This is a genomic window from Klebsiella sp. D5A (genome assembly GCF_001620885.1).
GTDB lineage: Bacteria > Pseudomonadota > Gammaproteobacteria > Enterobacterales > Enterobacteriaceae > Klebsiella > Klebsiella variicola.
Window position 1 is genome coordinate 1 of record NZ_LOAR01000031.1, and the last position, 13,704, is coordinate 13,704.

The window sequence follows — 13,704 nt, forward strand, 5'->3', positions numbered from 1 at the left end:
GCCAAACACCGCCGTCGATATGAACTCTTGGGCGGTATCAGCCTGTTATCCCCGGAGTACCTTTTATCCGTTGAGCGATGGCCCTTCCATTCAGAACCACCGGATCACTATGACCTGCTTTCGCACCTGCTCGCGCCGTCACGCTCGCAGTCAAGCTAGCTTATGCCATTGCACTAACCTCCTGATGTCCGACCAGGATTAGCTAACCTTCGTGCTCCTCCGTTACTCTTTGGGAGGAGACCGCCCCAGTCAAACTACCCACCAGACACTGTCCGCAACCCCGGTCAGGGGCCTACGTTAGAACATCAAACATTAAAGGGTGGTATTTCAAGGTTGGCTCCACGCAGACTGGCGTCCACGCTTCAAAGCCTCCCACCTATCCTACACATCAAGGCTCAATGTTCAGTGTCAAGCTATAGTAAAGGTTCACGGGGTCTTTCCGTCTTGCCGCGGGTACACTGCATCTTCACAGCGAGTTCAATTTCACTGAGTCTCGGGTGGAGACAGCCTGGCCATCATTACGCCATTCGTGCAGGTCGGAACTTACCCGACAAGGAATTTCGCTACCTTAGGACCGTTATAGTTACGGCCGCCGTTTACCGGGGCTTCGATCAAGAGCTTCTCCTTACGGATAACCCCATCAATTAACCTTCCGGCACCGGGCAGGCGTCACACCGTATACGTCCACTTTCGTGTTTGCACAGTGCTGTGTTTTTAATAAACAGTTGCAGCCAGCTGGTATCTTCGACTGGTCTCAGCTCCATCCGCAGGGACTTCACCTACACACCAGCGTGCCTTCTCCCGAAGTTACGGCACCATTTTGCCTAGTTCCTTCACCCGAGTTCTCTCAAGCGCCTTGGTATTCTCTACCTGACCACCTGTGTCGGTTTGGGGTACGATTTAATGTTACCTGATGCTTAGAGGCTTTTCCTGGAAGCAGGGCATTTGTTACTTCAGCACCGTAGTGCCTCGTCATCACACCTCAGCGTTAAAAGGTACCGGATTTACCTGGAACCTCCGCCTACATGCTTAAACCGGGACAACCGTCGCCCGGCTAACATAGCCTTCTCCGTCCCCCCTTCGCAGTAACACCAAGTACAGGAATATTAACCTGTTTCCCATCGACTACGCCTTTCGGCCTCGCCTTAGGGGTCGACTCACCCTGCCCCGATTAACGTTGGACAGGAACCCTTGGTCTTCCGGCGAGCGGGCTTTTCACCCGCTTTATCGTTACTTATGTCAGCATTCGCACTTCTGATACCTCCAGCAGCCCTCACAGGCCACCTTCGCAGGCTTACAGAACGCTCCCCTACCCAACAACGCATAAGCGTCGCTGCCGCAGCTTCGGTGCATGGTTTAGCCCCGTTACATCTTCCGCGCAGGCCGACTCGACCAGTGAGCTATTACGCTTTCTTTAAATGATGGCTGCTTCTAAGCCAACATCCTGGCTGTCTGTGCCTTCCCACATCGTTTCCCACTTAACCATGACTTTGGGACCTTAGCTGGCGGTCTGGGTTGTTTCCCTCTTCACGACGGACGTTAGCACCCGCCGTGTGTCTCCCGTGATAACATTCTTCGGTATTCGTAGTTTGCATCGGGTTGGTAAGTCGGGATGACCCCCTAGCCGAAACAGTGCTCTACCCCCGAAGATGAGTTCACGAGGCGCTACCTAAATAGCTTTCGGGGAGAACCAGCTATCTCCCGGTTTGATTGGCCTTTCACCCCCAGCCACAAGTCATCCGCTAATTTTTCAACATTAGTCGGTTCGGTCCTCCAGTTAGTGTTACCCAACCTTCAACCTGCCCATGGCTAGATCACCGGGTTTCGGGTCTATACCCTGCAACTTAACGCCCAGTTAAGACTCGGTTTCCCTGCGGCTCCCCTATACGGTTAACCTTGCTACAGAATATAAGTCGCTGACCCATTATACAAAAGGTACGCAGTCACACCCGAAGGTGCTCCCACTGCTTGTACGTACACGGTTTCAGGTTCTTTTTCACTCCCCTCGCCGGGGTTCTTTTCGCCTTTCCCTCACGGTACTGGTTCACTATCGGTCAGTCAGGAGTATTTAGCCTTGGAGGATGGTCCCCCCATATTCAGACAGGATACCACGTGTCCCGCCCTTCTCTTCGAGTTCACAGCCTGTGCATTTTGGTGTACGGGACTATCTCCCTGTACCGTCGGACTTTCCAGACCGTTCCACTAACACACAAGCTGATTCAGACTCTGGGCTGCTCCCCGTTCGCTCGCCGCTACTGGGGGAATCTCGGTTGATTTCTTTTCCTCGGGGTACTTAGATGTTTCAGTTCCCCCGGTTCGCCTCGTTAACCTATGTATTCAGTTAACGATAGTGNCGACTGCGAATCCAGTTTACCCTCGGCAGACGTCATCCGGGTGGTCAACCCGGTGACAGCGCTTTGCTCAGCTTTCTGACTGACCGCCGCATTCGTGACGGCCAGATCGCCGCTGAGTTTCGTCAGCTGCTGCGCCTGGGTGGTGATAGCCCCTTCCGCAGCAGTGACGCGGGTATTCATCTGTGAGATGGCCCCGGCATTAGCCGCGATATCCTTTTCATCCGTAACATCGAGAACATGGAAATCATCGAAATACATTGCCCCCGCGCTGAGGAAGGTTGTCAGCTGGAAACTGGCCGTCGTGGTCTTCGTGGCTTTCCAGTCAAACGTTACCAGTTGCCAGCCAGAACTAAACGGTCCGTAGTTTGAGCCGACCAGCAGGCCAGTGCTGTCGGCCACACGAAACTTCGTGTTACCCGCATCTTTAATCGTGGTCTCCGGGTCCTGCTTCGCCCATACCCCCATGCGGTAGGTGCGACCCTGGGTGATACTGATTTCCTGTCCGACCAGGTTCGACTGGCCGGCGGACATTTTCAGCGCCTTGTTACCCGAGTGCGGAACCTGTAAATCGGCCACCGTCGCGGTACTGCTCCAGCCGGTAAAGCCCGCTGCGCCGCGCTCAAAACTGCCGTTGACAATGAGGTTGCCCGGCATTTTCCCGCTGGCGTCAATATCCGCTGCTGTCTGGCTCAGGCTGTTACTCAGTTGCGTCAGAGAATCCCCCTGCGCACTGAGTGTTTTGCCGTGCTCCGTGACCTGGTTCTGCAGGGTGTTCATCGCGCTTGCGTCCGCTTTTTTGTTCACGTTCGCATTCGTCGTGGCCAGATCGCTGCTGAGTTTAGTCAGCGCGCTGTTGGCCGCCGTGATGTCATTCCCCTGCTGCGTCACCGTGCCCTGCAGCTGCGTCACCGCTGTCGTGTCAGCCTTTTTACTCACCGTATCGTTTGTCGACCGGAGGCTGCTCTCCAGCGAGGTGGTCCGCGTGCCGATGCTGCTGAGCGTATCGCCCTGCTGGCTAACCGTGGTGGTCAGTGAATCCACCGCTTTTGCAGTCGCATCTGCGGTTTTCTGCGCACTGTTCGCCGCCGTCACGTTACGCATATGCCAGTCGGCAGCGTACCAGACGGTGCCGAACGGGCTGCTCTGATTAACCTGCAGGAACGGCCGCAGCAAGCTGGTATCGGATGGCACCGTAAAGCGCCAGGTGGCTCGTTTCCACGCGGTGGTGGTCCTGGTGTTGCCCCCGGACGCTTTCGCTCCGATGCCACCGGTGGCGGTGGTGGCCCGACCGATATAGAAGTTAAAGTCAGCGCTGCCGGTACCACACGCTACCAGAGCAGACATTTCGAAAACGTCGCCCGGCGTCACGGCGATGTTGTTGATTTTTGGCACATGGTCTCGCCCGGCCAGCCGGACGGCATACCTGAACGGGCAGTCAGCCGGCACACCATCGGCGGTGGTCTCCACCACGTCATAACCCATGCGGTCATACGCCGGATCAAATGACGGGTTTGGAATGTAATCATCCCCGGCAGCATTCCCGGCGTTCACCGCTGCCGTCAGGCTGACGATGTTGCTGTTGGCTGCCGTGAGGCCTGCCTCGGTTTTCTCCACCCGGCCAGTCAGCGCGTTAAGCGCCGTCTGATCCGCTTTGGTGTTGACCTTATCGGTGGTGCTGCTCAAATCGCCCTGCAGCTTCGTGATAGCCTGCCCCTGGGAGGTGATTTTGCCTTCCGCACTGGTGACCCGGCTGGTGAGATCACTCACCGACTGCGCGCTGGCCTTTTGTGCCACGTTGTTGTTGGTGGTGTTCAGGCTGTTCTGCAGATTCGTGATGCTCTGAGACTGCGCGGTCAGCTGCCCCTCGGCATTCGTCACCCGACTGGTGAGGCTGTTAATGGCCGATGTGTTCGCGGTAATACCGCTGGCCGCATCATCCGGACTCGGTACCCGGTATCTGACCGCTGGCATCGATATCTGCCGCAACCTGCGAGAGACTGTTCGACAGATTCGTCAGCGAATTGCTCTGGCTCTCCAGCGTTTTACCCTGCTGCGTCACTTTCGTGTCGAGCGTGGCCAGCGCAGTCGCATCGGCTTTCTGCGCCAGCGCTTTATCGGTATTCGCCAGATTTCCGGTCAGTTTCGTGATGGCGCTGTTCGCAGCCGTCAGGTCGTTGCCCAGCTGTGTGACGGTATTGGTCAAATCCTGCACCGCTGTCGCATCAGCCTTTTTGGCCACGGCGGCATTGGTGGTTGCCAGCCCGTTTTCCAGCTGGGTTGTCCGGTTGCCGGTCGAGGTCAGCAGATTACCCTGTTGCGTCACGGTGGTGGTCAGGGAGTCAACCGCCGCCGCCGTGGCATCCGCAGTATCCTGAACCTTTTGCGCCGCTGTCACATTTCGCATATGCCAGTCCGTAACGAACCATACGGTGCCATACGGGCTGTTCTGCGAGATCTGCAGGAACGGGCGGATATAACCCCTGTCCACCATCGCCTGCGTGACCTTGAAGCGCCAGGTGGTTCTCTGCCAGGTCGCGGAGGGTGATTTCCCGCCCCCCGCCATGAGTGGTGCACCGGTGCTCGTATCTGGCCGAACGGCGGTGCCAACATACAGATTAAAATTCGCCGTGCCGGCGCCGCAGGCAACCAGTGCGCTGATCTCAATCACATCGTTAAGCGTGGCCGGGAACGCGGCAAACTCAGGATGGTGATCCCGGCTGGCAATTCGGGCCGCATAACCATACGGGCAGCCCGGCGGGACCTCCTCAGCCGTCGTGGCTACCACGCTGAACCCCATCTGGTCATACGCCGGGTCAAACGTCGGGTTGGGAATTAAATCCCCGCCTGATGCGTTTCCGGCCCGTACAGCGGATTTCAGCGAGGTAATGTTGGCGTTAGCAGCCGTCAGCCCGGATTCCGTCTTCTCCACTCGTCCGGTTAGCGAGTTCATCGCCGTCTGATCCGCTTTGCTGGCCACGTTCGCGTCTGTCTGCGTCAGCGCATTCCGGAGCTGGGTGATGTTCTGCGAATTGCTGACCACATCGTTGCCAATCTGGCTGACATTCGAGCTGAGCACGCCGGCTGCGTTTGCCAGCGCGGAAACCCCGAGACCGGAGTACATCTCAGCAACCTGGTCTGACAGCTTCAGGCCCAGGTTGATATACGCCTGACCGGTCCACTGATTCACCAGAAAATCAACGGTGTTCCAGCCGGTTTTCAGTTCAAAACTGACGGTATTCCAGCTGGCGTTTCCCCAGGCGACCTGAACCCCATTCACAAATATGGCGCCGGTATCATCAAAAACCCTGGCGCCGGGCGCCAGTGTGATGGTGGTATCTGCGGCCACTTTCACCTGGCAGGAATACTGCGCGATCAGATAGCTGCCGGCGGACGTAAAGTCCAGTTTGGCCGCGTCGGCCACCTCATCCACGACCGTTGGCGCCACGGCGCGAATATCGCTGAATGACGGGACTGTCCCGGCGTTAGCCAGCTGCACAGGATAGAGTCGACGGGACCAGCGATTCGGCTGGCCATTAACCAGTTGATTTGACAGGCTGGTGATGCTGTCAGTATTGCTGCGAATATCCTGCCCGTTTTGCTCTACCTGCTGCGTTAAGGCAGTGACCGCAGCCGCTTCGGCTTTCTTCGCCAGCGCGGCATTTGTCGTGCCCAAATCGCTCGTCAGTTTCGTGATGGACTGACCCTGGCTGGTTATCCTGTCACCCTGCTGGGTAACAACAGACTGCAGCCCGCTCAGCGCCTCATTCGTACCAGCCAGGCCCGTTTCCGTCTGGCCAACCCGGTTAGTGAGCGATGTTAACGCGGCGCCCTGCGATGTCAGCGTGGCGCCCTGTTGCTCCACTTTCTGCGTCAGGGACGTCAGCGCGGCCGCATCGGCTTTTTTCCCGAGGCTGGTTTCCAGGCCACCGATACGGCTCGCCTGCGCGCTCTGCTCTGTCGTCAGAGAACTCAGTTCACCAGAAACAGCAGCTTTGTTGTCGTTAAACTGCGTCTGCAGGGACTCTCTGGCCTTAACTTCCGCCGAGATGGCGGTAACGCGCGCGGTTTTTTCCTGGTACAGCAGCCCGGAAGTGACTTTCTCCAGATCGCTCCCATCATAGGAGCCACGCATCTGCGCCGCCAGCGTGCTGCGTGCCTGCGCTTCGGCGGTCAGCGCGTTACTCAGCGTACTGCGCACATCCTGCAAAGCCGCCGTACTGGCGCCGGGTGCTGGCCGGCCAACGGCGATCCAGTCGAATTCGATAAAGTTGCTGGCATCCTGCTGGTTCGTCAGGTCCAGGCGAATACGATCAATGTTCCCTGTCCACGGAATATCACGCACCGTCAGGGTTGCCACCCCATCGGCATATTCCGGCTCAGCAACAATGTATCGCTTCGTGTTATTGAAGTTTTCGCCGGCAGACACCCAGCGGATCTCACCCGCCCAGACGGGTTTGCCGGTTTTACGAAAGCGCAGCATGATGAAACGGTACACCGACCGTGACGGTCAAGGCAAAGGGGCTGGTCATTCGCGTACCGTCGAACTATGACCCTGTCGAACGTACCTACAGCGGAAGCTGGGACGGGACCTTCAAGTGGGCCTGGTCGAATAACCCCGCCTGGATTTTTTACGATCTGGTGCTGAACAAACGCTATGGACTTGGAAAGCGTATTTCGTCCGACCAGGTGGATAAATGGACCCTGTATCAGATCGGCCAGTATTGCGATGCGCCGGTCTCAGATGGTGCTGGCGGAAAAGAGGCCCGTTATCTCTGCGATCTCTATATATCCCAGCGGACTGACGCCTGGACCGTATTAATGGATCTCGCGAACATTTTTCGGGGCATGATTAGCTGGTCGAATAATCTGCTGTCGGTTGATGCCGATATGCCGCGTGAGATGGACCCCGATTTTGTTTTCAACAAATCGAATATTGTCGGCTCCTTCACGTTCTCCAGCACGTCCGAGCGGACCAACTATAGCGCGGCCATCGTCACTTACAGCAACCCACAGAATAACTATCAGGACGATCAAGCCAGCGTCTATTCGCAGGAGGTTGCAGACCGCTTCGGATTTAACACTATCGAGCTGTCCCGGATTGGCTGTACACGTGAATCCGAGGCGCAGCGCCACGGCGCCTACGCCATCGAGACAAACCGCGACGACAATGGCGTTGAGTTTAAAACGGGGATGGAGGGTCGCATTCCCCGTGTTGGCAAGGTTATCGGTATCAACAATGCCCCTATGGCTGGCCGGCAGAACGGCGGTCGTGTGGCGGCAGTCTCAGGAAAAAGGATTACTCTCGACCGCGCGGTCGCGGCAAAAGCCGGGGATACGCTCATCATTAACCTGCCGGACGGAAAGTCGCAGGGGCGTAAAGTTCAGGGTGTGCAGGACCGTATTGTTACGGTAGAGCAGGAGTATAACCCGGCACCGCAGGCGGAGGCGGGTTGGATTCTGGATCAGTCAGACCTGGCCATTCAGCAATTCAGGGTTAAGCGCGTTGTGAACAATAACGATGGCACGGTCACTATTAACGGCCTGCCGTATAACCCGAACAAGTTTCCCCGGGTGGATGATGGCGCGGTGATCGAAGACCGTCCTGTGACCGTTGTTCCCCCACGGGGACAGGAGGCACCGGACGATATTACCATTTCCAGCCTCTACCGGGTGTCGCAGGGGATTGGCATCACCACCCTGGTTGCCACCTGGTCGCCGGTGAAAAATGCGATTGCGTATGAAATGCAGTGGCGTCAGAACAATGGTGACTGGATTAACCTGCCGCGCACCGGCAATACGCGGTTTGAGGTCGATGGTATCTATACCGGTCGATACGTTGTGCGTGTGCGGGCGATTAACGCGCAGGATATCGCGTCCGTATGGGGGATCTCGAAAGAAACCGAGCTGACCGGTAAGTCTGGTGCCCCACTTCCGCCGCTGGCGCTGGCAACCCGTTCGCTGGTTCATGGGGTCCAGGTTAGCTGGGAATTCCCGACCGGCTCCGGGGATACGCTGCGCACGGAACTGCAGTACAGCAAAAATCAGGACGGCAGTGCGCCGATGCCGTTATCAGACGTGGCCTATCCGGGGAAAAGCTATCAGCAGATGGGCCTCAGTATGGGCGCAGAATTCTGGTATCGGGCGCGCCTTTTGGATCGTCTTGGCAATGAAAGCCCGTGGACCGGCTGGGTCCAGGGGATGGCCAGCGATAACTTTGATGACTATTACGAAAACCTGACCGACGCGATCAAGGATACGGCTGCCTGGGAGGAAACGCAGCGCACCATTAGCGAAACGCAGGAAGGTATCCGCAATACGCAGCAGGAACTGGAGCAGACCGCTGAAGCTCTGCGTAAGGAAGCCGAAGACCAGGCGAAGCAGGTCAGCCAGGAAATTGATGCATCGGCGAAAATCATCACTGCTGATGTTGACGGGAAGATCTCCGCCGTGAATAAAACCATCACGGATGAGATCACCTCGGTCAATGAGGCTCTCGATTCTGGTCTGGCTCAGGCAAACAAAGGCGTTCAGGAGGCAAAATCCGCCGTCGCAGATGCGAACAAGCAGATCGCAACTGTGAACCAGTCGCTGACCGACAGCATCACCCAGGTCAGACAGTCAGTCATTGATACGGCTGCGGAAATCAACGCCACCATCGACCTGGAGATTGCCAGGGTCAGCAAAACGCTGGCCGACGGCGATGCCGCATTGAATGCGCAGATAAAGACTGCCGAAAATGGCCTGAAGCAGTCGCTGTCTCAGGTCAACACCACGCTGACCAGTGCGGTGAAGCAGGAGACCGCGGATCGTATCGCCGATGTTAACGCGAAGGCGTCACAGGCCGCTGATGAACTGCTGGCGGCAACGCAGGGGATTGAGGCGAGTATCGAGAGCCTGACTCAGGTGATGAAGACCGCCGATGAAAATCTGGCGCGGGAAATGTCCAGCCTCGCTGCCGGCGCTAATATCCAGTTCGACTCGCAGGTTATCTGGCATTTCAACAATCAGACGACCGAGGGCTGGACCGGCAGCGCCGGCGTACCGGGTGTGTCACAGGATGGCTGGTTACGCCCGGCGGACAGCGCCACCGATCCGTACATTACCTCTCCTGGCGGGCTGGCTGTCGATGGTGCGGCGTCCGGCCATCAAAAAGCGTTGAATCGAACTGAACGAACAACAGCGCGGTGTTCGGATAGCGCAGTTTGGCGTCAACGATTTCCGTTATCGACTCGATACGACTCACGTCCGCCGTTTTGTTATTATTCTTATTCTCAGTCAGACGGCGAACGCGGATCTGCCAGCCGGAGTTTGCCCGCGGCAAATCGATGCGGTAGCTGCGCTCATAGCCCGTGTTAGCTATGCCATCGACGGTATCGCGGCCATATTCGGTATACGTGCTGCCGTCTGTTGAAACATCGATAGCGAACTCAATGCGGTAACCATCTTTGCCACCGCTGTCACGCAGGCTGTAGACCCCGTTCGGAAATTTAATACGCAGGCGAACAGCCGACAGCTGCGTGTTGTTGATCGCCTTTACCCACGGGGTGCCAGACTTGATTTCCGTGCTGACGCTGATTTCGTTTTCGACCGCCGGGAAACCCTGAATGTAATCCTGGTCAACCAGACCACTGCGCCACTCCCACGTCACGCCCGGAAAATTTTCATGGCCATCGGCATCGAGCAACGGCGTACCGTCGAGGCAAATATCCTGACCGGTAAACTGACCGGCAATTTGACCTTCTGACAGTGCCAGCAAGATTTTCATATAGGCGACCGAGGCAATTTCCGTCCCGCGATTCTGCCCGTTATCCTTGTTACCACCGTTATTTTTAGCGCCAGCGATTCCTTTTATTTCAGCCATTCTCAAACTCCGGGCAAAAAAAATCCCGCCGTGGCGGGAAGGGTAAAATGCATTTTTTTATTGCTGTTCTTCGGTATAAATACCACCACTGATAATGACGCCGCCTATTTCACGCAGGCCATACAAGATCGGTACACCGTTGCCGGCAGCGACCTGATTAGCAGGTGCACCAAATGAGTACGATTTTTTCGTATCCCGATCCATTGTCATACCCTGGGTACCGCTGGGCGCCAGCATTTGTACAACGCCGCCCAGCATCATCGCCGCCCCCATTTTGTAGAGGAACGGCGAGGCAGCGGCGGCAGGGGTAAAACTCAGCACCATACCAACGGCAACGAGTACGGCACCAAAAATGGTCTGGAACACCCCTGCTTTTTTGCTGCCAATAATCACAGGCGCAATTTTGATTACGTCATGCACACCATTCAGAAACAGGTCATCCTGGCTCAGGTTTTTTTCACCGTTAAAGACCATGTACGTGACTCCACGTCCCTCGCTGGTCTCCAGCCATCGTTCCAGTCCTGGAACCATGATGCACAGCGCGCGGATAGCCTCCCGTACAGAAGATACCGACAGGCGATGCTCCCGGCCGAACAACTTGCCAAGCTTGCCGTACAGGCGAACCAGAACCATTTTCTCTATCGTATTAGTCGTCATTTTTATGCCTCAGCGTCAGCATGGTTCGCTCCCGCCAGATCCCACCGTATGGAACCTCACCACTCAGCTGGCCATACATGTGGTGCAACATTTTTCCGTTGCCCAGGTAAATGCCGGCGTGGTTGATTTCGTCCGCTCTGTACTGCATGAGGATCACATCGCCTGCCTGCAGCTCGCTGGCGTGAGAATAAAACCCGGCCTCCGCATAGTGCCGCACATACAGGTTTTCCCCCCGGGTCCACCAGTTGTCCTCTCTGGGAAAATCAGGCAGTTCGATACCTCGCTCCTGCATATACCAGTCGCGGACCAGTCCGTAGCAATCCCAGCTACCGTGGATAAACGGACGGTTCAGAAGAGGCGGGGAATCATCCGGCGTCGTGACGGTGTAGTCGCCACCTGGCCAGCTAATAATGATCCACGGCAGGCCTGTTTTCTGGCAGCCCTGCAGGTCCTCGGCGGATGCGTGCGGACCGGCATCCGGATGCGAATGCACCACGGCCAGCACGTCGCCGGCATCCTCTGCGGCAATCCAGTCACCGGCTGCGATCCGAAAATGCTCCGTCGGCATTTCATGACTGTTTTCGCAGCGAATATATCGCCGCTGCCGCCCGACCCGGGTAATCAGGCCACAGCATTCGTTCGGGTAAACATCCGCGGCGTGCGCCTCAATAGCGGTTTTCAGTCTCTGGCTCAGCATGACTACATCCTCAGCAGACCAATAGCCGGGAATCCGCCAAACGGCAGCATGGCATCATCACCAAAACGTAACTTACAGCCCGCGACCGTTCCCGGGCAGACGTCCAGTGCCGGGTTGTCTACGGGATTGCCGAATTTGTCGTAATAACGCGTGCCGGTATAGCCGCAGTCAGCACCACGGTACTGGCCCTGCATGCACCAGGCGCAACGGTTGGTCATCTGGCGTGCAGGCAACTTCTGTCCGGTAACATCCACCGGCGAGCTAAGCTTGAACTGGACCTGTTCATCGTCATCGCTGGATTTACTGTCAATGTAAAAAACATCAATCTGCTCTGCTGTCGGGTCAGCCTGTGGGTTGCCGTCAGGGAAGTTCCTGGCATCGAGATAGTGCGCATACGTGCGGTGAACCGTTACCTTCGCCTGCTTCATATCCTGGAACATGTGGCATAACGCACTGATTGAGCCATCCAGGTTCGCAATGGACAGCTTGGGGGAAGCTGGCGAACCTTCACCGTTGGACTCAACGTCCTCGATCTCACATGGCCAGAGCGTATATTTCACGCCCTGCCAGTAAATCGGTTTGCCCGTCAGCTTTTCCGCATCGCTGCCAGCGGCGATAATTTCTTCTTCGGTATACGGGATATCCGTCATGATGGAATCTCCCCGAGATGAGCGCAGCCTCAATCTCTCTCATAGGATCACTCATATGGGTAAAATTTTGTCTTATCTCGACAGGCTCAAGCCCCTCTTCCTCGAGCATGTGACGTAATGAAGTCGCGCCATAAGGGTCAATGGGGCATTGGGCAATTTTTACGGTATTCCGCAGTTTCAGGATCGTTTCAAATATCAGCCTGTAATCAACTTCGCCGCCATCGGTCGGGATCAACTTACCCTGTCGGACAAAGGACTGATAACGTTCTGCGGTACTCTTCAGCGCGGTCTCCTGCGAGTAAATTGTTTCTTCCGGTGCCCAGAACAGAGGTGAAACACAGTAAAAATGTGTTATTCCGTCTATTTCACGACGAAAAACCGGAACCACGGCATTGAGGTCAACTTTCGAGGCCAGATCGATACCCAGCCAGCATTCCTCTCCTTCAAAATCTGACAACTTAAGGGTTTTATCGGCCGCATCCATCCATTTTCTCAGGTCGTAATAAGCTGATTTTGCGCTTACCCAGCGATTGAAATGCTTGGTCAGAATCTTGTTTGTCTGCCCGGGCGTCGACATACCCAATAATTGTTTCGCCCGGAGAAAATCTGCTTTTACCGAAATGCCATAGTTGGGGTTTGCCTTGATTAATGCCTCGGGAGTCGTCCAGTCATCATCGTCATCAAGGCCATAAATCAGCCCAAATATGGTTTCATTTTCCTCGCCATTACGGGTTCTCCGCAGGATCTCGACAACCTGAGTACGCTTTTCATAGCAAGGGGATGTAATGTCATAGCCGGCGGTGGTGATGATCAGTGTCATCGGTTGTTCACGAGCTCCCATACCGGTGGTCATGGTGGTGTAAAGCGCGTCAGTAGTATGTTCGTGATATTCATCAATGATGGCGCATGATGGCGAATCACCATCCCCCGGGTCACCGATCACCGGCGCAAAAACCGAACCGTCAGGGCGCGTCATTTTTTTTGCCCAGGGTTTTATCGAGAATTTTTGCCGCAATGCCGGCAGCTTTTTCACCATTTGCAGCGCCGGAGAAAATACCTTCCATGCCTGTTTTTCAGTCGTGGCGCCGCAATAGACTTCTGCACCATGCTCGCCATCTGCACAAAACATATAATTTCCTACAGCAGCGGCAATAGCGGATTTCCCGTTCTTCCTGGGCACCTCGATATAGATTTCAGAGAAACGACGCAGACCTGTCTTCTTGTGTACCCATCCAAACGGTACGCCAAGAGCGAACTTCTGCCAGGCTTCAAATTCAATCCGGAGTTTACGCCGGGCCCATTCCCCTGAGGTATGAGGCATTTTCTGGGCAAAACGAAGAAATCGTTCTGCTTTGTTTTTATCGAAGCGGTAGGGCCAGTGGGGATCCTTTGCTCGTTCGAGGTCGTCCAGATGTCGCTGACAGGCAAGTACCGTTAACTGACACGCCAGAATCTTCCCGCCAACGATATCCCGCGCATACTGGT

Annotated in this window: 5 protein-coding genes, 1 rRNA gene and 3 pseudogenes; 2 read left to right on the forward strand and 7 right to left on the reverse strand. The window is 55.9% G+C overall.

All coding sequences use genetic code 11. The annotated features are described in order from the left end of the window. Positions 1-2,486 (reverse strand): 23S ribosomal RNA (locus AS136_RS26035); the annotation flags it as partial. 685 nt (positions 2,487-3,171) lie between these two features. Between AS136_RS26035 and AS136_RS29200 the strand changes: the two genes are divergently transcribed. Next, positions 3,172-3,501, forward strand: coding sequence for a hypothetical protein (locus AS136_RS29200; protein ID WP_228140434.1), 330 nt, complete (start codon positions 3,172-3,174; stop codon positions 3,499-3,501). Between the two features lie 801 nt (positions 3,502-4,302). Here the strand turns inward: AS136_RS29200 and AS136_RS28930 are convergent. Then, positions 4,303-6,852, reverse strand: a pseudogene (locus AS136_RS28930) (hypothetical protein); the annotation flags it as partial. A 2-nt stretch (positions 6,853-6,854) separates the two neighbouring features. On the opposite strand from AS136_RS28930, the pseudogene AS136_RS25690 reads away from it, so the two are divergent. Further along, a pseudogene (locus AS136_RS25690) lies at positions 6,855-9,185 on the forward strand (TipJ family phage tail tip protein); the annotation flags it as partial. A gap of 268 nt (positions 9,186-9,453) precedes the next feature. Here the strand turns inward: AS136_RS25690 and gpJ are convergent. The 5 genes and pseudogenes from gpJ to AS136_RS25710 all read right to left on the reverse strand — a co-directional run. Continuing rightward, positions 9,454-10,215, reverse strand: coding sequence for a TipJ family phage tail tip protein (gene gpJ / locus AS136_RS29450; RefSeq protein ID WP_462442458.1), 762 nt, complete (start codon positions 10,213-10,215; stop codon positions 9,454-9,456). 57 nt (positions 10,216-10,272) lie between these two features. Then, positions 10,273-10,872, reverse strand: coding sequence for a tail assembly protein (locus AS136_RS25695; protein WP_063267120.1), 600 nt, complete (start codon positions 10,870-10,872; stop codon positions 10,273-10,275). Further along, positions 10,862-11,569, reverse strand: coding sequence for a C40 family peptidase (locus AS136_RS25700; RefSeq protein ID WP_012542161.1), 708 nt, complete (start codon positions 11,567-11,569; stop codon positions 10,862-10,864). The genes AS136_RS25695 and AS136_RS25700 overlap by 11 nt, the downstream gene beginning before the upstream one ends. A gap of 2 nt (positions 11,570-11,571) precedes the next feature. Then, positions 11,572-12,219 carry a phage minor tail protein L gene (locus AS136_RS25705; RefSeq protein WP_228140435.1) on the reverse strand — a complete coding sequence of 216 codons (648 nt, stop codon included), beginning with the start codon at positions 12,217-12,219 and terminating at the stop codon, positions 11,572-11,574. Further along, positions 12,203-13,704, reverse strand: a pseudogene (locus AS136_RS25710) (terminase large subunit); the annotation flags it as partial. The pseudogene AS136_RS25710 and the gene AS136_RS25705, both read right to left, overlap by 17 nt.

Coding starts and splice junctions, on each gene's coding strand:
- gpJ (WP_462442458.1), bottom strand. CDS start 10,215: ATGGCTGAAATAAAAGGAATCGCTGGCGCTAAAAATAACGGTGGTAAC.
- AS136_RS25695 (WP_063267120.1), bottom strand. CDS start 10,872: ATGACGACTAATACGATAGAGAAAATGGTTCTGGTTCGCCTGTACGGC.
- AS136_RS25700 (WP_012542161.1), bottom strand. CDS start 11,569: ATGCTGAGCCAGAGACTGAAAACCGCTATTGAGGCGCACGCCGCGGAT.
- AS136_RS25705 (WP_228140435.1), bottom strand. CDS start 12,219: ATGACGGATATCCCGTATACCGAAGAAGAAATTATCGCCGCTGGCAGC.